The sequence below is a fragment of the Rhizobium sp. USDA 4016 genome (assembly GCF_056279705.1).
Window position 1 is genome coordinate 693878 of the sequence record NZ_JBWCCY010000002.1, and the last position, 22294, is coordinate 716171.

Here is a 22294-nt window from a genome sequence, read left to right on the forward strand (position 1 = left end):
TTTCAGGCAACATATAAGGCGCAAACCAGCGCCAACGGAAGGCCGACGTGCAGGGGGAACCAATGGCTCGCTTGCTCTTAAGCTGCGACTGGACAAGGGAGCCGAACGACGAAAAGCTCTTTTGGCGTGCATGCCGACATAGGCGCCTGGGGAACCACGACCTGCCTGTCGGGAGGAGGTTATTTCCATGAAAGCCGATTTGCGGATCGTACCCGATTTCGAGATGATCATCTGCCCGCCAGCAGAATCCTTTCGCTGGAACATGCATGACTACCCTTATTTCCGAGCGAAGTGGCACTATCATCCTGAATACGAACTGCATCTCACCCGCACGACTTCGGGCGTCATGATGGTGGGCGACTATATCGGCGAGTTCGAGCCTGGCTGCCTGGTGCTGACTGGTCCGAACGTGCCGCACAATTGGGTCAGCGATATCGAGCCCGGCAAGCTGATCCGCAACCGCGACGTGCTGATCCAGTTTACCCCCGAATGGGCCGATCGCGTCGGCTCATTTTGTCCTGAGCTCGGCACAATAAATCCGCTTTATGAGGACGCGGTCTACGGCGTGCAATTCTTGGGCGCCACGGCGCTTGAAGGCCGGCGGCTGCTTGCGCAGATGGGCTCCGCCCATGGCGCCGAGCGTGTCGTGCTCTTCCTGCAGCTGATGATCGCACTGGCACGCAATCCCGCCGAGCGGCGCAGGCTGTCGCGGCTCGCGCCGGCCTCTTCGCAGATGGAACTGCCCCATGAGCTGGACGTCGCCATGCGCTATGTGCTGGAGCACTACAGCGACGACATCGATCTGGCCTCGGTCGCAAAGGTCTGCGGTCTCGAGCCGCAGGCCTTCTCGCGCTTTTTCAAGCGCCAGACCGGTCATACCTTCGCGCGCTACGTCATCCTTGCGCGCATCTATGCCGCCTGCTCGTTGCTTACCCAGACCTATCGGCCGATCACCGAGATCTGCTTTGAGGTCGGGTTCAACAACATTGCCAATTTCAACAGGCAGTTCTTCAAGATCTGCGGGCGCACGCCCTCGGATTACCGGCGCAACGCCCACAAGATCGGAACGCAAGCGCGAAGCGATCCCTTCCGGGAAATTCGTGCCTATTCGGCGGCCATGGCAGTCGGCGAAAAAGTATAGGTCGCCGGCAAACCACGCGTGGCGGAGCAAAAGACCGCGCACTAAGCTCTTCTTACGCCAATAGGAACGAAGCCGGGAAAGCAGCCCAGAGGTCGCGATCCTATGAAGGCGAACCGTATCTGGAAGCCGGGAGGAGCCGTGCTGCCGGAACCTGGGAGGAGCCGACACCTGTCGGTCGTGGGAACGTACTTGCCGGCCAGCGCCCGCAAGTGGTGCAAAGGCACAAGGAGGAGGAATTATGATCAGGAAAAGTGGAATTGGAATCGCTGCGCTTGCGATCGGTGTTCTTACGAGCGTAATACCCGCAAGGGCCGATTTCTGGTCGGATGCCGGCGCAAAATACAAGGGTGTCGTCCTGCACGGCGTGACCGAAAGCACGCCGCCGTCCAACTACATCAAGGACGTGCTTGCGCCGGAATTCGAGAAAAAGACCGGCATCAAGGTCCAGATCGAGACCACCTCCTGGGACCAGATGTACGACAAGGCCATCAAGGACATGGAAGCCAAGACCGGCATCTATGACATGGTCTATATCGAGCAGGACATCATCTATGCCTATCTGGCGCGCAGCTTCCTGACCGACATTTCGAAATCGCTGAAGGACGATCCGTCACTGAAGGCGCCGGAATTCGATGAAACCCATTTCACGACATTCGCCAACTACTTCAAGAACGCCGACGGCGATCTCTTCGGTATTCCGATGGAAGCCTTCATCAAGGTCTATCTCTATCGCACCGACCTCTTCAATGATCCAAAAATCCAGGAAGCTTTCAAGAAGGAGACCGGCAAGGATCTGGCTCCGGCCAAGACCCATGAGGAATATACGCAGATTGCTGAGTTCTTCACCAAGTACGGCAAGGACAACGGGATGGAGCTCTGGGGAACGACGGCCCAGGCGCACACCGGTCACGCGGCCTCCTGGTACGAATTCTTCGAGTCGATCGCTCCGACATTCGGCGTCTACAACTGGGGTATCGACGCCAATAACAACTATGCCGCCTCCGTCGAGAATGGCGGCCAGATGAATGGCGACAAGGCCAAGGCCGCCATCAAATACTGGCTGCATCTGCGGGACATCGCTCCGCCTGAATCTGCTGCTTCAACCTGGACGGAAGTCGGGACGACATTCGCCGCCGGCCGCGTCGCACAGGGCCTGGTTTATGGCGAGAACGCCGCCTGGATCGCGTCGGATGCAGAAAAGTCCAAGGTGGTCGGCAATGTCGGCGTCGCGCTTCCGCCCACCGAACCCGACGTCCTCAAGGAGGTCGAGGGCGGCAAAGGCTATCTCGGCTACTATGACGGCGGTGCCTTCGGCTTGCCGGTGACGTCGAAGAACAAGGAAGCGACCTTGCTCTTCCTGCAGTTCATCGGCCAGGACTCGGTCCAGCCCGACTGGGCGATTGCCGCACCCCGCATCACCAATACGGCGACCTATGACGATCCCAAGGTCCTCGACATGGATAAGAAGCTGAATGGCTACTACACCATGCTCAAGGACCAGGGAAAGCTCTTCGCCGGCGCGCCGCCTTTCCCCTTCCATGCGCAGGTGCGTGAAGCCACGGCGCCGATCTTCTACAAGATCCTCTTAGGCGAAGTAGGTCCGGATGAAGGCCTCGACCAGATGGCGGCGGCGGCCGAAGCAGAGCTGAAGAATCTCGGCTATCGCAAATAACACCGACAAGAGCCTGCGTCCGGGTGGCCTCTCCCAGGACCGCCACCCGGGCGCAGTTGCCGGTTAGTGCAGGCTGTTGATCTGCACGGATATCTTTCGGGAGCACGGAATTCATGCGTTCAAACACTGTCGGCTGGCTGATGCTCGCCCCGACGATCGCGATCCTCGGCATCTTCGGCATCATACCCTTCATCTACGTGCTTTACGTGGCATTCCACCAGTGGAACCCGTTCGGCGCCAGCCCCGACATGATCTACAACGGCGCCAACAATTTCCGCCGCCTTGTCTTCGACGCCGAATTCCTGACCTCCATCGCCTTTACCATGAAATTCGCATTCTTCGCGGTGCTGAGCGAGATCGCGCTGGGCTATCTCCTCGCCCAGCTCTTCATGAAGGAATTTCCTGGACGGGGCTTCTTCCGCACGATCCACACACTGCCCCTGATCGTCGCGCCCATCGTCGTCGGCTCGGTCTGGCGCCTGATGACGACGCCCAGCATCGGCATCATCCCCTATCTCCTGAGAAACTGGTTCGGATACGATCTCAACATCGGCCGCGACGCCACCACCGCTTTCACCCTGACCGTCATCATGGACATCTGGCACTGGACGCCGCTGGTGACGCTGACACTGCTTGCCGCACTGCTCGCCCTGCCGAAAGAGCCGTTCGAACAGGCGCAGATTGATGGCGCCAACCGCCGCCAGATCTTCTGGCACGTCACACTGCCGATGATCCGACCGGCAATTCTCGCAACGGTCTTTATCCGCCTGATGGATGCGCTGCGCACTGTCGATGAAGTCTGGATGCTGACCTCGGGCGGGCCGGGAGCCGCAACCCGTTATGTCGGGCTGCACATCTGGAAGATCGTCTTCCCAAAAACCGACTACGGCTATGGCGCCGCGATCTCGGTGATCGTCCTTTACCTCACCCTGGTGATGTGCTGGCTGCTCTATGTCGCCCTCGTGGCTCGACGCGAACGGAAGAGGACATTCTGATGCAGGGCCGCAATCCCCTTCTTTACGTGGCGCTTTGGCTGTTGCTGAGCCTGCTGACGCTTTTCCCGATCTATTGGCTTTTCGTCATTTCGGTGAAGCCGGCGGTCGATCTCTTCACGACGCCGAGCCTGTTTCTCGACGTGATCTACTGGAAGAATTACGTCAACGTCTTGGGCAATGAGACGCTGCGCGGCTACATGCTCAATTCGATGATCATATCCAGCGGCAACGCCGTGCTGGTCACGGTGCTGGCCTTCATGGCTTGCTATGCGCTCTCGCGCTTCGACCTCGCAGGCAAGGAGAACATCTTCTTCTGGACGATCACCAACCGCATGGCGCCGGCGGCGGTGTTTCTTTTGCCTTTCTTCCTGCTCTTCACCCAGATCATCACGTTCGGCGACTGGAAGCTTTACGACACGAAGATCGGCATGATCCTGCTCTATTGCACGTTCAACCTGCCTTTCGCGATCTGGACGCTGAGGCCCACCATCGACGGAATTCCCAAGGAACTCGATGAGGCCGCGACCGTCGATGGTGCCTCGACGTGGCAGGTTATCCACGAAGTCATCTTCCCGCTTGCACGGCCTGGCCTTGCCGTCACGCTGATCCTCACCTGGGTCTTCGCCTGGAACGAGTTCCTGCTTGCCGCGACCCTGACCAGCTTCAACGCGCGCACCATCACCACAGGCCTTTCGGAATATGTGACGACAACGGGAACGGAATGGGGGGCGATGGCGGCGATCGCCGTGATCACGCTCATCCCCGCCCTCGTCATATTCGCAGTGGTCCAGCGGCATATCGTGGCAGGTCTCACCTTCGGCGCAGTCAAGGAGTAGAGCGATGCAAGAGCCATTTGACCCCGGACAGATCGATGCCGAACCGGAAGTGGCGGGCCGCAAATCCGAGCGGACAGGCTTTCTGCCGATCATCACCAACTGGTTCGACCGCGTCTTCGTCGGCATCTACCTGTTCGTCGCGCTCGAACTCTTCTGGATGCGGTTCCTCGAACAATCAATTCCGCTGACGGTCTGCCACGTCCTGGCCATCGCGCTCGGGGTCCTGATCGTATGGCGCGGCTGATGCTTCTTGAGACAATAGGACAGAGACAATGAAAGCGCTGGTACTGGAAGAGAAGATGAAGCTGTCGCTGCGCGATTTCCCGATCGAGCGTGACGAGGTGCTCGGCCGACGCGACGTGCGCATCAAGCTCCACACCGTGGGCATCTGCGGCTCCGACGTGCATTACTATACACATGGCGGCACCGGCGTATTCCAGGTGAAAGCACCGATGATCCTCGGCCACGAGGCGTCCGGCACCGTGATCGAGACCGGTGCCGAGGTCACGTCGCTCAAGGTGGGCGATCGGGTCTGCATGGAGCCGGGCATTCCCGATCCCAATAGCCGCGCGACGCGCCTTGGCCTCTACAATATTGATCCGGCAGTCCGCTTCTGGGCGACGCCGCCCATCCATGGCGTACTCAGGCCGACGGTCGTCCATCCGGCCGATTTCTCCTACAAGCTGCCCGACAACGTTTCCTTCGCCGAAGCCGCCATGGTCGAACCGCTGGCAGTGGGTGTGCATGCGGCCACCAAGGCGCAGGTCAGGCCGGGCGACATAGCGTTGGTGATCGGCGCTGGTCCGATCGGCCTGGTGACAGCGCTGTCGGCTGTCGCGGCCGGCTGCGCGCGGGTGTTCGTAAGCGACATCGATGACGCCAAGCTGGAGCTTGCCGCCAAGCTCGGTCCAATCTCACCGGTCAACGTTGCGCGGCAGGAACTGGCCAGGGAAATCCTTGCCGCCACCGGCGGCTGGGGCGTGGAGATCGTTTTCGAGTGCTCGGGCCATCCCGGAGGTGCCGAGGGCGTATTCGACCCGCTGGCACCCGGCGGTCGTGTGGTCTTCATCGGTTCGCAGGTCCATCCGATCCACTACGATGTCGGCAAGGCCATGGTGCGCGAGGCGCGCGTGGAGCATGTCTTCCGATATGCCCATGTCTTTCCGCGCTGCGTGGCCATGCTGTCATCGGGGGCGATCGACGTGAAACCGCTCATCACCCGTACGTTCGATTTCGACGAAAGCGTTCGGGCTTTCGAGATCGCGGCTTCCGCTGCGAAGGGCGAAGTCAAGATGCAGATCGCACTGCCGCAATAGAGGAACTCATATGGCTCACGTCACCGTCAAGAACGTTACAAAGAATTATGGTGCGCTGCCGGTCATCCACGGTGTCGGCATAGACATTGCCGATGGCGAATTCGTCGTGCTGGTCGGGCCGTCGGGCTGCGGCAAGTCCACCCTGCTGCGGATGATCGCAGGGCTTGAAACGATCTCCGGCGGCACGGTCGCCATCGGCGGCAGGGTCGTCAACGACGTCCTTCCCAAGGACCGTGACATCGCCATGGTGTTTCAGAACTACGCGCTCTATCCGCACAAGACCGTGGCAGACAATATGGGCTTTCCTCTCAAGCTCAAGGGCGCGCCGAGGAGCGAGATCGAAGCGAAGGTCCGCAGGGCGGCCGAAATTCTCGATCTCGGCAAACTGCTTGATCGCTACCCGAAGCAGCTCTCGGGCGGCCAGCGCCAGCGCGTCGCCATGGGACGCGCGATCGTCCGTGATCCCCAGGTCTTCCTGTTCGACGAGCCGCTTTCCAATCTCGACGCCAAGCTGCGCGTGACCATGCGCGTCGAGATCAAGGAACTTCACCAACGGCTGAAGACGACCACCATCTATGTGACGCATGACCAGATCGAGGCCATGACCATGGCCGACAAGATCGTCGTGATGCGCGACGGACGGGTGGAGCAGATCGGCGCGCCGCTCGATCTCTATGATCGCCCGGCCAATGTCTTCGTGGCAGGTTTCATCGGCTCGCCGTCGATGAATTTCGTTCCCGGCAGATTGTCGATGGAAAGCGGCCGGCTGGCCTTTGTCAGCAACAAGGGCACCGTGCTGCCGGTGCCAGAGGGGACGCCGAGCCACGGCGAGCCTGTCATCTACGGCATCCGTCCAGAACATATTGATGTGCGGCCCGACGGAATGCCTGCGACGATCTCGGTTCTCGAACCCACCGGCTCGGAAACACAGATCTTTGCACATCTCGGCGGCGATGCCATCATGGCGGCCGTTCGCGACCGCATCGCCGCGCTGCCGGGCGCGGCTATCTCGCTGCGGATCGACCCGGCCCGGGTGCATCTGTTTGATGCCAAGAGCGGCCGGCGTCTCTAATTCTGCATAGCCACGGAGCAAGACATGTTCTTCGAGAAATTCCGGATGGATGGCCAAACCGCTGTGGTGACCGGCGGCGGACGCGGTATTGGCCTTGCCTGCGCCGAAGCGCTTGCCGAGGCAGGCGCCCGAATCGTCATCATCGATCGCGACGAAGCGCTCGCCGAATCGGGCCGGCAGGCCTTGGCCGGCAAGAGTGTCGAAGCCGATGCGCTGGTCCTCGATGTCACTCATTCCGCAGCCGTCGACAAAGCCGCTGCGGATATCTTCGCAAAGCACGGCCGCATCGACGTGCTGGTCGCCAACGCAGGCATTGCCCGGACCGGTACGGCCGCAGAGGATACGCCGGACGAACTCTGGCTCAATGTCAACGATGTGAACTACAACGGCGTCTTCTGGTGCAATCGCGCCTTCGGCCGCTACATGCTGAAGGCCGGCCGTGGTGCAATCGTCAATATCGGTTCGATGTCCGGCTATATCGTCAACCGTCCACAGCTGCAGACTTATTACAACGCCTCAAAGGCCGCCGTCCACCACCTGACCGCCTCACTCGCCGTGGAATGGGCCGACCGTGGCGTTCGCGTCAACGCCGTCGCACCAACCTATATCGAAACCGAAATGACGAAGACTGTGGTCGACAAGAAGATGATGGACATCTGGATCCGTGACACGCCGATGGGCCGGATGGGCCAGCCCCATGAGATTGCGTCGGTGGTGCATTTTCTCGCCTGCGACGCATCGAGCCTGATCACTGGCGCGACCGTCAAGGCTGACGGCGGCTTCACTTGCTGGTAGGAGGTATTGGCGATGGATTTTTCAAACAGGCATGTGGTGGTGACCGGCGCCGGCAAGGGCATCGGCCGGGAGACTGCCGTCATGCTGGCGCAGCGGGGGGCCAAGGTGACCGCGCTATCGCGCTCGGCGGCCGATCTTGAGGATCTGAAGAATGAAATCGGATGTATCCCAATCGCGGTCGATCTTGCCGATCCGGACGCGACGCGCGCTGCAGCCCTTGAGGCCCTACCGGCCGATTTTCTGATTAATTGTGCGGGCACGACCGAGCTTGAGTCCTTTCTCGATCTCAAGGTCGAGAACTTCGATCTGCTCTATGCCGTCAATACGAGGGCACCGATGATCATTTCGCAGGAATACGCCCGCGACATGGTGAAGAACAGCCGGAAAGGCGCAATCGTCAACGTATCGAGCGTCGCCGCCTTTGTCGGTATTTCCGATCACGCGGCCTATTGCGCTTCCAAGTCCGCTCTCGACGGGCTGACCCGGGTAATGGCCAAGGAACTTGCGCCGAAGGGCATCCGCGTCAACGGCGTGCATCCCACCGTGACGCTCACCCCCATGGCCATCAAGGCCTGGAGCGATCCAAAAAAGGCAGCCGGCATGCTCAATCGCATTCCGGTCGGCCGTTTCGCCGAACCCGAAGACATTGCCGAGGTCATTCTTTTCCTGCTCTCTGACGAGGCAGCAATGGTCAACGGCCTGTCGATGCCTGTGGATGGTGGTTACATGATCGCCTGACGGTTTTGCGAGGCAGATGCCTCAAATTGTGAACCTTCCCGCCGCCGGTCTGGCGGCCTCAGATTTTCAAGGATCAGCGCATGACACGCTTTGACGCAAAAATCGCCAAGATCAGGGCCGGCAACTACAAGCGAACGGATTTCATCATCGCGGACGCGAAGGATGGCGACATGGGGCCGAGCATTCCATCCTGCGGCCCGAAGCTCGAGAAGGACTGCTCCTACACGCGCTACCGGACGCGGGCGGAATTCCTCGACCAGATCAAGGCCGTGGTCACACAGGACATCGTCGATATCATGCTGACCTCCGCCTCCAATCTCGAACTGCTGACGGAAAGCGGCGCTTACGCAGGCAGCAATGTAAAACCCGCCATTCGCGCCAATGATGCGACGGATATCTGGGTGGGACGCGGCGCGACCTATGCCTCTCAGCCGTCACGGCCCTATCGCACTGCTTCTCTGTCGGTCAACCGGCGCCATACAGATCTCGGCCTCTATTCGATCACCTTCAACAACGATCTCGACGCGGACTACAATTCGCTGCTCGCCTTCCTGGATTTCGTAGAGGACGCGCACGACCACGGCTTTAACTATTTCCTGGAAGTCTTCAATCCGAACGTCGACACCGGTATTTCGCCTGACCTCCAACCACATTTCGTAAATGATTGCATATGCCGGGCGCTGGCCGGGCTGACACGTGCGCAGCGGCCGCAATTCCTGAAGATTCCGTTCAATGGCCCGAAGGCGCTGGAGGAGCTCACGTCCTACGACCCGAGCCTGATCGTCGGCGTGCTAGGCGGCGGGGCGGGTACTGCGCGCGACACGTTCGAACTCATCCACCAGGCGGAGAAATACGGCGCCCGCGTGGCGCTTTTCGGTCGCAAGATCAATCTCGCCGAAGACCCGCTCGCCATGGTGAAATTCATGCGTGCCGTAGCAGATGGTGATCTCAGACCAGAGGAGGCGGTCAGGGCCTATCACGGCGCACTGCAGGCAGGCGGTCAGCAGCCGATGCGGACACTCTCCGACGACACGGTCATCACCGAAAAGGTTTTGATGAATTGACACCGCCAAGGGAGGAGAGCATGGCCGGAACGAGCAGGCGGGGCTTCATCGCCGGCGGGACCTGGTGCCTCGACCGAAATCGCAGGATAGACGCATGGCCAAGGGAAGACAGCGTCGGTATCGCCTGGGGGCTCGAGGAACGCGGCGGCGGCCCGGCCTGTAATCTTGCCATCGACATCAAGAGGCTCGACCCGGCAATCCCGGTCGAAACCATTGGATTGGTGGGCAACGACGAGGCCGGCCGCAAGCTCATCGCCGAAGCCGAGCGAGCTGGTCTCGACCGTCGGCAGATGCATGTCAGCGACCAGGCGAGCACCCATACGACCGAGGCCTTCATCTCGCAGGCAAGTGGACTGCGCACACATATTTCCGAGATCGGCGTTTCGGCGCTGCTTTCGCCGGATCATTTCGATTTTTCTGGAACCACCGCGCGCTTCTTGCATCTCGGACTTCCCGGCATCCATCCCACGATGGATGCACCTTGGGGCGACAATGCCAACGGCTGGGTGACAGTGCTCAAAGCCGCTCGCGCCGCTCGTCTTGAGACCAATCTCGAACTTTGCACGGTCACGCCGGAACGCCTGCGCGGCCTGATCCTGCCCTGCCTACCGCATCTCGATACGCTCATTGTCAACGACAAAGAGATCGGGGCGCTTGCAGAGATGGAAACCACTCGGGACGGCAGGACTGACGTTGATGCGTGCGCGGCGGCCTCGGCCGTCATTCTCAAGCAGGGCGCGATGCGGCTTATCACCGTCCACTTTCCCGAAGGCGCGATCACCGTCACGCGGTCAGGAGAGAAGATCTTCGTGCCCTCCGTCAAGATACCTCGCAATGCGATTGTCGGACCGAACGGTGCGGGCGATGCCTTCGCGGCAGGCTTCATGTACGGCCTGCACGAAGACTGGGCAATCAAGGACTGTCTTTGGCTCGGCCATGCGGCGGCCGCCTGTTCGCTGCGGAGCGCGGGCACGACTGACGGTGTCGTTGAGTGGAAGCAATGCCTCGAAACGGCAAGCCAGTGGGGAAGCCATTGAGTGAGGTGGCCGCTGGATTTGCAGAATGTGATCTGACGCAGAAGGAGACGAGCATGGTCAAGCAATTGGAAGGTATGGTGGCGGCAGTTACGGGTGCGGCCTCCGGCATCGGACTGGCGAGCACGAGGGCGATGGTTGCGGAGGGCGCGCGCGTGGTGCTCGTCGATCGCGACCAGAAGGCTCTGGACGCAGTTTGCGACGAGCTCGGTAATGTCGTAATCCCCCTGGTGATCGATCTTCTCGATCCAGCCAGTTGCGCGAGCCTGATGCCGTCTATCGAGAAACTGACCGGCCAGCTCGATATTTTTCACGCCAATGCAGGCACCTACATCGGGGGTGACCTGATCGAGGCCGACACCGCCGTTATTGACCGAATGCTCAACCTCAACGTCAACGCAGTCATGAAGAACGTCCATGATGTTCTGCCGCACATGATCGCGCGCGGCTCGGGAGACATTATCGTCACAAGTTCAGTGGCGGGGCATTATCCCGTTCCATGGGAGCCCGTCTATTCGGCTTCGAAATGGGCCATGACCTGCTTCGTTCAGACCGTGCGGCGCCAGGTCAACAAGAAGGGCATCCGCGTGGGCTCGGTTTCGCCCGGACCGGTGATCAGCGCGCTGCTTGCCGACTGGCCAGAAGAAAATCTCCAAAAGGCGAAGGAATCCGGAAGCCTCATCGAACCGTCGGAGGTGGCCGATGCCATCATCTTCATGCTGACCAGGCCGCGAAATGTCACAATTCGCGATGTCGTTGTGCTGCCGACCAATTTCGATATCTGACTGCGCAGTCGATCTTTGGCCAGATAGTTCGCGCGATGATACCAGGCGCAGGATGCTGAAGCTCGAACCGGGACCGGGGTTGATTTCCAATCCCATCCATGGGCTTTCGAATGTTGCTGGCGATGATGCCCGCTACGGCGGATATGCGCCAGTGCATCGCTCAACGGATCGAACACGTCGTTGAAGCGTCGCACGCGGCGGGCGCTGAGGAGGAGACCGGCGTCGGCAATGCCGTCGCCTGACGTCTGTTCAGGTCTCTGTCAGGTTCTTCAGCCACCTAGGCGCTACCCACTCTGGAGCGCCCATGCCTGAAATCCTTAGCCCGGAAGTTCCGATCTTTTGCGCCGCGCCGGGACATCGAGCGCGTTGGATGCATTAGGATGAACAAAGTCTTGCATTGCTATCGGCCCACGGTCGGAAGCGTGACAATTTGCGCTGTCACGACCCTGTATCTGCTTCTTGTCACGAACTGGACATTCTGGACCAAGGCGTTCGGTTATTTGGCAAAGGATCACTTTGCCTTCATTCTTTTTGCCGTCGGTATCTCGGCGATGAGCATGGCCATAGTCACGGCCTTTTCTGCGAAATATGTAACCAGGATATTTTTGATCTTCTTTATCCTAACCGCGTCTGCGGCGTCCTGGTTCACCGATCAGTTCGGTGTGGTCGTTGATCGCGAGATGATTCGAAACGCCGCCGTCTCTACGGGTGCTGAAGCGGGGCACCTCTTAACCTTGCGCTTCGCCACCCATCTCCTTATGACCGGAATCCTTCCATCGCTGGTCGTTGTCTGGGTAAGGGTCGCGCATCGGCCCTTCTTGGCGAAACTGGCGCACAACAGCGCAATAATCGTCGGATGCATCGGGATCTTCGCTCTGGCGGCCGCCTGCGACTATCGAACCTTTGCCGGGGTCGGCCGGGCGCACCGGGACATCCTCGATCCACTCAATCCCTTCTTTCCGATATCGAGCGCCGTTCGGTTCATAATAGACGCGACCCAGAATGCCGAGGTTACCGCGCACCCACTGGGAGTGGACGCACATCGCACCGGGTTGAGGCCAAAGCCGCGAGTGACGGTCATCGTTGCAGGAGAAACCGCTCGGGCAGACGATTTTTCGCTAGGCGGATATGGCAGGGATACGAACCCGGAGCTCCGCGAGCGCGGCGTCGTCTACTTTCCAAACACGACGAGCTGCGGCACGTCCACGGCCGTCTCGATACCGTGCATGTTTTCGGTCTATCCACGCCGCGCCTACACACATCGCAAGGGCCTTGAGACAGAGAACGTGCTCGATGTCCTAACCCATGCAAACGTATCAGTGTCGTGGTTTGACAATGATACCGGCAGTTATCACGTGACCGACCGCGTCGCTTACCAATTCCTCCCGAGTTCTGCCGACCCCAGGTTTTGCAAGGACGGCGAATGCCTGGACGCCATTCTTCTCGATCGCATGGATTCGTGGCTTAGCACCGTCAAGGGCGATAGTGTTTTGATCCTGCATCAGCTAGGAAGCCACGGCCCGGCCTATTTCTCGAGATATCCAAACGATTTCAGGCACTTTTTACCAGATTGCCGGGCAAATGACTTCGGCGCTTGCTCAGCGCAGGAAATCAAGAACGCCTATGATAATACGATCCTCTATACCGATCACATCGTGTCGCAGGTGATCGATAGACTGAAGGCGCGCTCCTCCACGATTGCCGGATCGGTCATCTACCTTTCAGATCACGGCGAATCGCTTGGCGAGCACGGCCTTTATTTGCATGGCGCGCCATATGTGTTCGCGCCGTCGCAGCAAACCCATGTCCCATTCCTCGTTTGGATCGCGGATGACCTGCAGCGCTCGGGTGGGTTTGACATGGGATGCCTGGATCGGAATGCAGCGCTTCCCAACTCCCATGACAACTTGTTTCACAGTGTTCTCGGTCTCATGGACGTGTCGACAAAGGTTTATGATCCCGCACTCGACATATTCGCGAAATGTCGTCGACCAGGCACCAACCTCGCTGATGCAAGGTAGGTTTCCATGGCCGGGTAAGAGGGAGATCCGGATCAAGCGCGTAGCGTAACGGTTCGGGGCTCGTGATCATTTGGCAGAGCCGCAATGCGACAAGGGCTCGCCTCAAGTCGTGGAGGAAGACGAGCCCTTGTCCACTTGGGTGTGCCTGGAGAGGGAGGGACCATCTCCCGTAGCACTTAGATCACGCGACTCGCGTAAGGGAGGAGAACGCGCCACGTCATCCACTGCAGCAAACATTGAGGAGGATGAAAAGTTCCATCCTTTCCCGTGAGCCGTTAAAATGGCAGCATCATCGCTCATTGGACCGCTGGCGTTACACCTCCTTGCCGTTTGCCGTGAAGCCGTCACGAATAAATCGATTTCGTCCTGCGTCAGGAGAACGGGCATGCTTTCGGACGGAACGGCGACGACATCGTCTGGCTCGGTCCGAAAGATCTTCGATCTGTCCGCGAGCGAATCGACGGTCGCCAGCAAGTGCTAGTGAGCTTTGGTAGATGTCGTGGAGCGCTCCATGGATTTCGGTCCATCGTAAAGTGCGATTAAGAGGGCTGTCAGATCTTCGACGGAACCATGACCCTGGTTGAAGAGATCAATCACCGAACTGCACAGCAAGGCAGAGCATCTCGGTTCTGGTGCCAAGCCAAAGTGTCTGTACCATGCTTGGACCGCGCCCGACATCAAGCGCAGGTCACTTTCCTTGAATGATACCCCCAGCACTTAAACCGCCCCCGGTCAGTTCCGCCCAAGGCAATTTAGCCGCGATTGAAATGCCGTCAACTTGGACTAAGGTCCGAACGCCTGGGAACCTGTCGAGCGACAGCTCCAGGAGGGCGTGACGTCTGGCCCCGGCATGTTCATCTGACAACGAGCCTTGCCGCATACGATAGGAGCCAGACCTCGACTCCGACCCAGGTGCAATCCACGGATGTGCTATAATTCTGTCGTCGAACCATGGCTGACGAGGACAGCATGAGCAGAACGAGCGATCCCGACCTCTGGAACCGCCTTGAAACTTACAGCCTCGATCAACCCGGCGTCAGCATGCCCTTCTCGGCCAGGCTTGCGCGCGAAACTGGTTGGTCATCCGAATTTACGCAACGCGTCATTCAAGAATACAAGAGGTTTATCTATCTGATGTGCGTATCGGAGGAGACGCTGACGCCTTCGCAAGAAGTCGATGAGGTATGGCACCTGCATCTCATCCATACGCGCGACTATTGGATCGACTTCTGCCGTGACGTGTTGGGGAGAGAGATCCATCACGACCCGACCGAGGGTGGCGCTGTTGAAAGTGCCAAATATCGCAACTGCTACCGACGCACGAAGGTGCGATATCGGGAGGAGTTCAACATGACGCCGCCCCTCGACATCTGGCCGGACGAGCAGATCCGCTTCAAAGACGCCCGGCGATCCGCAGTTGGTGGCGATCCCTGAGCGTCACCAGGAGCCATCTCGGTATCGTTGGCTGGCTTGCCATTCTGGTGCTGTTTGCGGGATGGAGTTTTGAAGGAAGCTTTTCTTCGGTGGCGCCCGTGCTCGCCGGCATCGCCGCCTTCTTTGCTCTTACGATGTTGCTTCCCGTCCGCCGGCCTCGAAGGGACAGGCAAAACGCAAGCGGGTGTGGTGGAGGCGGAAGCGGAGGATCATCTTCCGGGGACGGTGACTGCGGATGTAGTGGAGGTGGATGTGGAGGGGGTGACTGAGCCGACGATGTTGATTGCCGGCCGCCATGGCGAAGCCTCAAACGGAGTTTGCATGGTGCTGGTAGGCCATGCCTTCCTTTGGTATTCCTGACAAACCTGCGCTCAGCCAAATTCTGCGCTCATGCGCGCGAGGTCGTCCCACAGGCTTTCGGCAAATCCTCGCAGGACGATAATCTCGAATGTGTCGGCATCGACACAGGTGATATGGGCCGCGATATGGCCGACCAACGTCGTTGCGGATTGTCCGACGGGGAATGAGCCGGGCGCAAGATCGACCGCCGTGCCTTTCGAAAGGACGCGCCTGGCCAACTTGCCGCTGATCCGGATGCGCACGCGTCCATGGCTCTGGTCGACGCCGGTTGCGCGCGGTCCGAGCCCATCGAACAGATCCTTCATGTCCTGATATGCCATCGGTTCTTCGCCAACGATGAACCACTGTCCGGGCGAAACAGAACGGACGGCGAGGGCGGCCCCTTTGGCGAGGCCGTCGAGGAAGGACGCGATATCGCGTTCGCCGGGCTGGGCCAACACATGGATGATGACGCCTTCGGGAAGCGGAGAGAGGCTGACGGCAGTAGAAGAGATCGCCGGTTTGGCGCCGAGCGCCGGGCGAAGGGTCGGGCGGAAATCAGACATGGAGCCTCTCGTTCTGCGGATCGAAGAAAACCGGATTGCACAGGCGCGCGGGGGTGAATTCGTTGCGCAGGCCGTTCCAAACCACCACCTCTTCGCCGTGCCGCTCGGATCCGCGCTTGACGAGGGCAAGACCGATGGTCGATCCGACATGGGGTGAAAACGCGCTTGAAGTGACGTAGCCCTGGTCGTTTTCGAGCGTTGCAGCCGCATCCTTGGTGAGGATGTGGGAACCCGTGCGGAAGGATTGGTTGGGATCGAGCGGCACAACACCAACCAGGCGCGGCCGGTCGCCGGCCGCAAGGCCGTCGCGCCCCACCATGGCCTTGCCGATGAAATCGACCTTTACCGACGAAACCATTTTTGCAAAACCGAGATCGGCCGGAACGACGGTGCCGTTGATCTCGTTGTGGGTGACATGGCCCTTTTCGATGCGCATGACGCCGAGCGCTTCGACGCCATAGGGCATGATGCCATCGTCTTTCCCGGCGTCCATCAGGGCATCGGCAACGCTTTCGCCGTAACCGGCCGGCACCGCAAGCTCATAGGCAAGTTCGCCCGAGAAGGAAATCCGGAAGAGGCGGCCGTGAAGCGTGCCGTTGAAAAGTGAGATATCTTTCGCTGCGAGAAAGGGGAAGGCAATGTCGGCGATGTCGTCGTCGACGATCTTCTGGAGAATAGAGCGGGCTTTTGGCCCGGCGATCGCCATCTGCGCCCACTGGTCGGTGACCGATGCGAGGCGAACGTCGAGATCCGGCCACAGCGCCTGCGCGCAGAACTCCAGGTGGTTCATGACGCCTGCGGCATAGGCCGTCGTCGTCGTCATGAAGAAGCGGTCTTCTTCAAGGCGGCTCGTCGTGCCGTCGTCGTAGATCATGCCGTCCTCGCGCAGCATCAGGCCATAGCGGGCCTTGCCGACCGGTAAATTCAGGAAGCCATTGGAATAGATCCGGTTCAGAAATTGTGCCGCGTCTTTGCCGCAGATCTCGATCTTGCCGAGCATTGAGACGTCGCACAGCCCCGCATTCCGCCGCACGTTCAGCACTTCTCGGTCGACGCTTTCGCGCCATATATGTTCGCCCTTTCGCGCGAACCAGGAGGAGCGATACCACAGACCGGTCTCGACGAAGACGGCGCCGTTCTTTTCCGCCCAGCCGTGCAGCGGCGATTTGCGCACCGGCTGGAAATGATGTCCGTGATAGGCGCCTGTCAGCGCCCCGAAGGAGACAGGCGTATAGAATGGCCGGAAAGTCGTCGTGCCGACGTCTGCCGGCGAGACGCCGCGCGCTTCAGCCAGAAGTCCGATGGCATTGATATTGGAAAGCTTGCCCTGATCCGTCGCCATGCCATTGGTGGTGTAGCGCTTGGCAAGCTCAACATGGCCATAACCCTCGCTGACGGCAAGGCAGAGATCCTTGCGATGCACGTCATTCTGGAAATCGACGAAGGCCTTGCCCTTGACGCCGGTTATGGACCAGACCGCCTTTTCAGGCGGGGCGAGGATATCGTTCTCCACCGCGCCGAACTCAGCGGCTGCCGCCTTGAAGCCAAGCCCTTCTGCCATGGCCGCGCCCTGCCGCGCGCCGTCCGCAAGGCAGGCGGCAAGGCCGCCAACGGCGCAAACGGAGCCGGCGAGTGCCATCCCGTTCAGATTGCCCGGTGCGAGGAAGGCTGCATTGTCATCCGACCAGACCGGTTTGCCGCCGCGGTGGCAGGCAAGATGGATGATCGGGCTGAAACCGCCTGCCATGGCCAGGGCATCAACATTCAGCCGTTCCGTGCGGCCCTTTGAGCGGATATCGATTGCGTTCAACGCCTTGCCGCCCTTGGCATCCGATACCACGGCACCCCTGATGATGCGCGCCGGGCCAAAGTAGCCGCTGCCGCCGTCCTCGCGGCTGTCGACGATGGCGGCAAGCTGAATGCCGTGCGCTTCGAGATCGCGGGCCAGTGCATAGCCGCTGTCATTGGTGGTGAAGATCGCTGTCGCCTTGCCGGGGGCAACAGCATAACGGTTAAGGTAGTGGCGCATGGCGCTCGCCATCATCACGCCCGGAATGTCGTTGCCGCCGAACACGACCGGACGCTCTTCCGCTCCCGTCGCCAGAACGCTGCGCTTGGCGACAATGCGCCAGAGACGTTCCACAGGGACGTTGGGCTGCGGTTCGGAAAGATGCTTTTGCACCCGCTCGACGGCGCCGAAGACATTGCCGTCATACCAGCCGAAGACGGTGGTGCGGGTCAGAAGGGTGACATTCGGCAAGGATTCGAGTTCGCCGATGCAGTCGGCTGCGAAATCGGCTGCCGCCTTGCTGCCGATCGATGCGGTCTCGCTCAAAAGCGCGCCGCCGGCAACCGAGTGCTCGTCGATGAGAATGACGCGGGCGCCGGCACGGCCGGCACTGATGGCGGCAGCCAGCCCCGCCGGCCCGGCACCGATGACGAGCAGGTCGCAATGTGCCCAGCACTTATCATAGGCGTCCGGATCGGTTTCATATGTTGCCTTGCCCAGTCCGGCGGCCTTGCGGATGAAGGGTTCGTAGATCTTTTCCCAGAACGAGGCAGGCCACATGAAGGTCTTGTAGTAGAAACCGGCGCCGAGGAAGGGCGACAGAAGGCTGTTCAGCGCGCCGATGTCGACGTCGAGCGACGGCCAGCGGTTTTGGCTTCTCGCTTCGAGGCCGACATAGAGTTCCTGCATGGTGGCGCGCGTGTTCGGCTCGGTGCGGCCGCCGCGGCCGATGGTCATCAGCGCATTCGGCTCGGCTGCGCCTGCAGTCAGGATGCCGCGCGGCCGGTGATATTTGAAACTCCGGCCGACGAACTGGCGGCCGTTGGCAAGCAGTGCAGAGGCGAGGCTGTCGCCCTCAAGGCCCTGCATCGCCTTGCCGTCGAAGGTAAAAGACAGCGACTTGGAGCGGTCGATCAGCCCGCCCTTCGGCAAACGGTAGGATGTCATGCGCCTGTACCTTCCTTCTCGCCAGACGCAGCGTCGCGGCATGCGGCGATCTCATGGGTCACCGTATCGCGGGCGACGACCAGCCACCGCCGGCAGCCGGACGTGTGATGCCAATATTCCTCGTAGGCACCGCGGGGATTGTCGCGCAGATAGACGTAGTCGAACCAATCGTCAGGACCGGCATCGGGCGTCGGTCGCGCAAGGGCAGCGCCCTTGATGGTGAATTCCTCTTTGGGTCTTGGCCCGCAATGCGGGCAGGGCACGAGACTTGCCATTTCGAATGTCCTTGATCCGCGAAATCAATGAAGGTTGGGCTGGGCGCCCTGGCCTTTTTCGTCGATGAGATAGCCGCGCTGAAAGCGGTCGAGCCGGAAGGCCGTCGCCGTCTCCTGGGGCACGCCGCGGGCGAGAAGATGGGCAAAGCAAAAGCCCGACGCCGGGGTCGCCTTGAAACCGCCGTAACACCAGCCGGCATTCAGGTAGAGATTGTCGACATGGGTCCGGTCGATGATCGGCGAACCGTCCATCGACATGTCCATGATGCCGCCCCAGGAGCGCAGCACCCGGACGCGCGACAGCGCCGGGATCATCGCCTTTCCGGCTTCCGCCACATGTTCGACCATCGCCAGATTGCCGCGCTGGGCATAGGAATTGTAGCCGTCGATGTCGCCGCCAAAGACGAGGCCGCCCTTGTCGGATTGCGAGACGTAGAAGTGTCCGGCGCCGAAGGTGACCACTCCGTCGATGAAAGGCTTCAGGCCTTCCGAGACGAAGGCTTGAAGCACATGGCTTTCGAGCGGCAGCTTCAGGCCGGCCATCCGGGCGACCTGCGAAGAATTGCCGGCTGCTGCGAGCGCCAGCTTGCCGCAGCTAATGAAGCCGCGACTGGTTTCGACGCCGATGACCTGCCCGTTGCTAAGACGGATGCCGATCACCTCGCAGCCTTGGATGATGTCAACGCCGCGCTGATCGGCGCCGCGCGCATAGCCCCAGGCGACCGCGTCATGGCGAACGGTGCCGCCGCGCTTCTGCAGCAGGCCGCCCTGGATCGGGAAACGGGCATTGTCGTAGTCGAGAAAGGGCAGCATCTTCTCGATCGAAGCGCGGTCGAGAAGCTCGGCGTCGACGCCGTGCAGCCGCATGGCGTTGCCGCGGCGGGTATAGGCGTCGCGCTGCCCATCCGAGTGGAAAAGATTGAGCACGCCGCGCTGCGACACCATGGCGTTGAAGTTGAAATCCCGCTCGAGCCCCTCCCACAGCTTCATGGAAAGCTCGTAGAACGGATTGTTGCCCGCCAGCAGGTAGTTGGAGCGGATGATCGTCGTATTGCGGCCGACATTGCCGGAACCGACATAGTTCTTCTCCAGCACCGCCACATTGGTGATGCCGAATTCTTTGGCGAGGTAGTAGGCCGTAGCAAGGCCGTGTCCGCCACCGCCGACAATGATCACGTCGTAATGCGGCTTAGGCTCGGGCTGCCGCCAGGCGGGCGCCCAGTTCCTGTTGCCGAAAAGCCCGTTTAAGAAGATGGACAGTGCCGAGTAGCGCATCGATACCGCTTTCCAAGAAAGACCTGTTGCCGGTCTCATAGCATGGGGAAGTGATCCGGCGTTGCATCCTTGGGACATTATGATGTAATTTTAGGACATGAGCGCTGGCGACCAGAAGAACCTTCAGCGGATCGGCTTCGTCCTCGTGCCGAATTTCGCGCTGATGTCCTACGCCTCGGCGACCGAGCCGTTGCGGGCGGCAAACCTGATTGCCGGAAGTGCTCTTTACGAAGCGATCCCGTTATCGGCAGATGGTCTTCCGGTTCGCAGTTCGTCCGGCCTGACGATCAGTTGCAACAGCCTTTCGGAGGCCGGCGGCACCTGTCATACGATCTATGTCTGTGCCGGCGGCGATCCGCAAGACTGGTACGCAAGTGCCTCCCTGCATGCGCCGCTGAGGAAGTTCGCACGCAATGGCGTGCGGATCGGCGGCATATCGAGCGGCTCCTACGTGCTGGCATCGGCGGGCCTGCTCGACAACACCGATTTTACGATCCATTGGGAACATGCCCCCGTTCTGAAAGAGGCATTCCCGCATCTCGCCCCGCGCCAGGCGCGGTTCGTCATCGATGGTGCACGCGTGACCTGTGGCGGAGGGGTGGCACCGCTCGACATGATGCACGCCGTGATTTCCGAGCGGATGGGCGCCGATTTTGCCCGCCGGGTGAGCGATTGGTACCTGCATACTGCCGTCGCCGAGCCGAGCGATCCGCAGCGGGCATCGGCCGCCAACCGCTTCGGGACCAATCACCCGGCGCTTCTCGCCGTGCTGGAGAAAATGGAGACTGCGATCGAAAATCCGCTCAGCCGTGCAGAGATGGCAAGCCTTGTCGGTATCAGCGCGCGCCATCTCGATCGCCTCTTTCTCAAGCATCGCGGCATGACCTTCCTCGACACTTACCGGCAGATCCGCCTGCGGCACAGCCGCCGGCTGCTGGAGCAAAGCCCGCTGTCGATTTCGGAGATCGCCTTTGCCACCGGCTTTTCGAGTCCAGGCCATTTCTCCAGATCGTTCAAAGCGACGTTCGGTGAAAACCCGACGGATGCGCGGCGGTAGGACAACAGGAGAGTGGTTCGCGCCTATTGCGGTCAGTCCCAAGCTGTCGGCTCCGAAATGTCCGACACCCACCCGAGCGCGTTTTTCTCTGTAAGGCCGGCCTGTTTTTGGAACGCATCCAAGCACGGGCCTGTCGCATGCGCGTTGAAAAAAGGGCGTGGGTTTTTCCTTTGAATCGTGAAAGATTTCCTGAGAAGATAAATATTGCTTTCTCCGGAGACATCATGCCTTCCAAGACACAGATCGAAAACGCCGTAGCACTGGATCAGAATCCGCACGCGGTTCGCGAACCGCGCGTCAACAATCTCGAGATGGCGATCGGACACGAGGTCCGCAATTTCCGCAAGAAGCTCGGCATCACCGTCACCGACCTGTCTGCGGCGACGGGCATTTCGCTCGGTATGCTGTCGAAGATCGAAAACGGCAATATTTCGCCGTCGCTGACGACACTGCAAACGCTATCCAGGGCGCTCGGCGTTCCGATTACCGCCTTCTTTCGCCGCTTCGAGGAGCCACGGAGTGCAACCTTCGTCAAGGCGGGTGAAGGGGTGAATATCGAGCGTCGCGGCACGCGCGCCGGACATCAATACAGCCTGCTCGGCCATATAGACAATAATACCAGCGGCGTCACGGTCGAGCCCTATCTGATCACGCTGACTGTCGAATCCGACGTCTTTCCCACCTTCCAGCACGACGGAATGGAGTTTCTCTATCTCCTGGAGGGGGAGGTGGTCTACCGCCATTCCGACGCCCTTTACCGGATGCAACCCGGCGACAGCCTGTTCTTCGACGCGGATGCGCCACATGGGCCGGAGGAACTCGTCAAGCTCCCCTGCCGCTATCTCTCGATCATTTCCTATCCGCAGCAGAAGGCCGTCAGCGACTAGTTTATTGCCTTAAAAGAAAAAATTATTCTTCATAGT

Annotated in this window: 21 protein-coding genes; 17 read left to right on the forward strand and 4 right to left on the reverse strand. The window is 60.1% G+C overall.

Annotation, left to right across the window (positions count from 1 at the left end):
* Positions 1 to 187 precede the first annotated feature (187 nt).
* The 15 genes from ACZ9DP_RS04275 (at position 188) to ACZ9DP_RS04345 (ending at position 14903) form a co-directional block, all read left to right on the forward strand.
* Positions 188 to 1141, forward strand: coding sequence for a helix-turn-helix domain-containing protein (locus tag ACZ9DP_RS04275; protein ID WP_476200422.1), 954 nt, complete (start codon positions 188 to 190; stop codon positions 1139 to 1141).
* Positions 1142 to 1379: 238 nt separating this feature from the next.
* On the forward strand, positions 1380 to 2813 hold the full coding sequence (locus ACZ9DP_RS04280; RefSeq protein WP_239603064.1) for an extracellular solute-binding protein: 1434 nt from the start codon (positions 1380 to 1382) through the stop codon (positions 2811 to 2813).
* 113 nt (positions 2814 to 2926) lie between these two features.
* Entirely contained in the window at positions 2927 to 3808 is an 882-nt protein-coding gene (locus ACZ9DP_RS04285; protein ID WP_022712687.1) for a carbohydrate ABC transporter permease, read from the forward strand.
* Complete coding sequence (locus ACZ9DP_RS04290) at positions 3808 to 4644, forward strand: carbohydrate ABC transporter permease (protein ID WP_476200424.1); 837 nt, start codon at positions 3808 to 3810, stop codon at positions 4642 to 4644. Before ACZ9DP_RS04285 ends, ACZ9DP_RS04290 begins: the two co-directional genes overlap by 1 nt.
* 4 nt (positions 4645 to 4648) lie before the next feature.
* Positions 4649 to 4888, forward strand: a complete 240-nt coding sequence (locus ACZ9DP_RS04295) for a DUF2160 family membrane protein (protein WP_283072904.1) — start codon at positions 4649 to 4651, stop codon at positions 4886 to 4888.
* 28 nt (positions 4889 to 4916) lie between these two features.
* Positions 4917 to 5960, forward strand: coding sequence for an NAD(P)-dependent alcohol dehydrogenase (locus tag ACZ9DP_RS04300; protein ID WP_476200425.1), 1044 nt, complete (start codon positions 4917 to 4919; stop codon positions 5958 to 5960).
* A 10-nt stretch (positions 5961 to 5970) separates the two neighbouring features.
* Positions 5971 to 7032: an ABC transporter ATP-binding protein gene (locus ACZ9DP_RS04305; RefSeq protein ID WP_194730634.1), complete on the forward strand. Its 1062-nt coding sequence runs from the start codon at positions 5971 to 5973 to the stop codon at positions 7030 to 7032.
* Positions 7033 to 7056: 24 nt separating this feature from the next.
* A complete protein-coding gene (locus tag ACZ9DP_RS04310) occupies positions 7057 to 7827 on the forward strand; it encodes an SDR family NAD(P)-dependent oxidoreductase (protein ID WP_476200426.1) in 771 nt (256 codons plus the stop codon).
* 12 nt (positions 7828 to 7839) lie between these two features.
* Positions 7840 to 8565 carry an SDR family oxidoreductase gene (locus ACZ9DP_RS04315; RefSeq protein ID WP_476200428.1) on the forward strand — a complete coding sequence of 242 codons (726 nt, stop codon included), beginning with the start codon at positions 7840 to 7842 and terminating at the stop codon, positions 8563 to 8565.
* A gap of 80 nt (positions 8566 to 8645) precedes the next feature.
* Entirely contained in the window at positions 8646 to 9629 is a 984-nt protein-coding gene (locus tag ACZ9DP_RS04320; RefSeq protein ID WP_476200429.1) for a hypothetical protein, read from the forward strand.
* Between the two features lie 20 nt (positions 9630 to 9649).
* Positions 9650 to 10666 (forward strand): carbohydrate kinase family protein, encoded by a 1017-nt coding sequence (locus ACZ9DP_RS04325; RefSeq protein WP_194730637.1) that lies wholly within the window; start codon positions 9650 to 9652, stop codon positions 10664 to 10666.
* A gap of 53 nt (positions 10667 to 10719) precedes the next feature.
* A complete protein-coding gene (locus ACZ9DP_RS04330; protein WP_194730638.1) occupies positions 10720 to 11448 on the forward strand; it encodes an SDR family oxidoreductase in 729 nt (242 codons plus the stop codon).
* 110 nt (positions 11449 to 11558) lie between these two features.
* Positions 11559 to 11690, forward strand: a complete 132-nt coding sequence (locus tag ACZ9DP_RS04335; RefSeq protein ID WP_476200430.1) for a hypothetical protein — start codon at positions 11559 to 11561, stop codon at positions 11688 to 11690.
* 138 nt (positions 11691 to 11828) lie between these two features.
* Positions 11829 to 13469 (forward strand): phosphoethanolamine transferase, encoded by a 1641-nt coding sequence (locus ACZ9DP_RS04340; protein WP_476200431.1) that lies wholly within the window; start codon positions 11829 to 11831, stop codon positions 13467 to 13469.
* A gap of 969 nt (positions 13470 to 14438) precedes the next feature.
* Entirely contained in the window at positions 14439 to 14903 is a 465-nt protein-coding gene (locus ACZ9DP_RS04345) for a glycine-rich domain-containing protein (RefSeq protein WP_476200433.1), read from the forward strand.
* 371 nt (positions 14904 to 15274) lie between these two features.
* Here ACZ9DP_RS04345 and soxG read toward each other — a convergent pair whose 3' ends face one another.
* Genes soxG through ACZ9DP_RS04365 form a run of 4 tightly spaced genes read right to left on the reverse strand, consistent with a single transcriptional unit; the run spans position 15275 to position 20314 of the window.
* On the reverse strand, positions 15275 to 15808 hold the full coding sequence (gene soxG, locus ACZ9DP_RS04350; protein WP_476200434.1) for a sarcosine oxidase subunit gamma family protein: 534 nt from the start codon (positions 15806 to 15808) through the stop codon (positions 15275 to 15277).
* Positions 15801 to 18764: a sarcosine oxidase subunit alpha gene (locus ACZ9DP_RS04355; RefSeq protein ID WP_476200436.1), complete on the reverse strand. Its 2964-nt coding sequence runs from the start codon at positions 18762 to 18764 to the stop codon at positions 15801 to 15803. The genes soxG and ACZ9DP_RS04355 overlap by 8 nt, the downstream gene beginning before the upstream one ends.
* Complete coding sequence (locus ACZ9DP_RS04360; protein ID WP_074072557.1) at positions 18761 to 19039, reverse strand: sarcosine oxidase subunit delta; 279 nt, start codon at positions 19037 to 19039, stop codon at positions 18761 to 18763. Before ACZ9DP_RS04360 ends, ACZ9DP_RS04355 begins: the two co-directional genes overlap by 4 nt.
* A gap of 24 nt (positions 19040 to 19063) precedes the next feature.
* On the reverse strand, positions 19064 to 20314 hold the full coding sequence (locus tag ACZ9DP_RS04365) for a sarcosine oxidase subunit beta family protein (protein ID WP_476200437.1): 1251 nt from the start codon (positions 20312 to 20314) through the stop codon (positions 19064 to 19066).
* A 97-nt stretch (positions 20315 to 20411) separates the two neighbouring features.
* Between ACZ9DP_RS04365 and ACZ9DP_RS04370 the strand changes: the two genes are divergently transcribed.
* Both ACZ9DP_RS04370 and ACZ9DP_RS04375 read left to right on the forward strand, forming a co-directional pair.
* Positions 20412 to 21371, forward strand: coding sequence for a GlxA family transcriptional regulator (locus ACZ9DP_RS04370; protein ID WP_372416660.1), 960 nt, complete (start codon positions 20412 to 20414; stop codon positions 21369 to 21371).
* A gap of 224 nt (positions 21372 to 21595) precedes the next feature.
* Positions 21596 to 22258: a helix-turn-helix domain-containing protein gene (locus tag ACZ9DP_RS04375; protein WP_074072553.1), complete on the forward strand. Its 663-nt coding sequence runs from the start codon at positions 21596 to 21598 to the stop codon at positions 22256 to 22258.
* Positions 22259 to 22294: the final 36 nt, after the last annotated feature.

Excerpts from the sequence above, each read along its gene's own strand:
- ACZ9DP_RS04275 (WP_476200422.1), top strand. The coding sequence starts at position 188 with ATGAAAGCCGATTTGCGGATCGTACCCGATTTCGAGATGATCATCTGC.
- ACZ9DP_RS04280 (WP_239603064.1), top strand. The coding sequence starts at position 1,380 with ATGATCAGGAAAAGTGGAATTGGAATCGCTGCGCTTGCGATCGGTGTT.
- ACZ9DP_RS04285 (WP_022712687.1), top strand. The coding sequence starts at position 2,927 with ATGCGTTCAAACACTGTCGGCTGGCTGATGCTCGCCCCGACGATCGCG.
- ACZ9DP_RS04290 (WP_476200424.1), top strand. The coding sequence starts at position 3,808 with ATGCAGGGCCGCAATCCCCTTCTTTACGTGGCGCTTTGGCTGTTGCTG.
- ACZ9DP_RS04295 (WP_283072904.1), top strand. The coding sequence starts at position 4,649 with ATGCAAGAGCCATTTGACCCCGGACAGATCGATGCCGAACCGGAAGTG.
- ACZ9DP_RS04300 (WP_476200425.1), top strand. The coding sequence starts at position 4,917 with ATGAAAGCGCTGGTACTGGAAGAGAAGATGAAGCTGTCGCTGCGCGAT.
- ACZ9DP_RS04305 (WP_194730634.1), top strand. The coding sequence starts at position 5,971 with ATGGCTCACGTCACCGTCAAGAACGTTACAAAGAATTATGGTGCGCTG.
- ACZ9DP_RS04310 (WP_476200426.1), top strand. The coding sequence starts at position 7,057 with ATGTTCTTCGAGAAATTCCGGATGGATGGCCAAACCGCTGTGGTGACC.
- ACZ9DP_RS04315 (WP_476200428.1), top strand. The coding sequence starts at position 7,840 with ATGGATTTTTCAAACAGGCATGTGGTGGTGACCGGCGCCGGCAAGGGC.
- ACZ9DP_RS04320 (WP_476200429.1), top strand. The coding sequence starts at position 8,646 with ATGACACGCTTTGACGCAAAAATCGCCAAGATCAGGGCCGGCAACTAC.
- ACZ9DP_RS04325 (WP_194730637.1), top strand. The coding sequence starts at position 9,650 with ATGGCCGGAACGAGCAGGCGGGGCTTCATCGCCGGCGGGACCTGGTGC.
- ACZ9DP_RS04330 (WP_194730638.1), top strand. The coding sequence starts at position 10,720 with ATGGTCAAGCAATTGGAAGGTATGGTGGCGGCAGTTACGGGTGCGGCC.
- ACZ9DP_RS04335 (WP_476200430.1), top strand. The coding sequence starts at position 11,559 with ATGTTGCTGGCGATGATGCCCGCTACGGCGGATATGCGCCAGTGCATC.
- ACZ9DP_RS04340 (WP_476200431.1), top strand. The coding sequence starts at position 11,829 with ATGAACAAAGTCTTGCATTGCTATCGGCCCACGGTCGGAAGCGTGACA.
- ACZ9DP_RS04345 (WP_476200433.1), top strand. The coding sequence starts at position 14,439 with ATGAGCAGAACGAGCGATCCCGACCTCTGGAACCGCCTTGAAACTTAC.
- soxG (WP_476200434.1), bottom strand. The coding sequence starts at position 15,808 with ATGTCTGATTTCCGCCCGACCCTTCGCCCGGCGCTCGGCGCCAAACCG.
- ACZ9DP_RS04355 (WP_476200436.1), bottom strand. The coding sequence starts at position 18,764 with ATGACATCCTACCGTTTGCCGAAGGGCGGGCTGATCGACCGCTCCAAG.
- ACZ9DP_RS04360 (WP_074072557.1), bottom strand. The coding sequence starts at position 19,039 with ATGGCAAGTCTCGTGCCCTGCCCGCATTGCGGGCCAAGACCCAAAGAG.
- ACZ9DP_RS04365 (WP_476200437.1), bottom strand. The coding sequence starts at position 20,314 with ATGCGCTACTCGGCACTGTCCATCTTCTTAAACGGGCTTTTCGGCAAC.
- ACZ9DP_RS04370 (WP_372416660.1), top strand. The coding sequence starts at position 20,412 with ATGAGCGCTGGCGACCAGAAGAACCTTCAGCGGATCGGCTTCGTCCTC.
- ACZ9DP_RS04375 (WP_074072553.1), top strand. The coding sequence starts at position 21,596 with ATGCCTTCCAAGACACAGATCGAAAACGCCGTAGCACTGGATCAGAAT.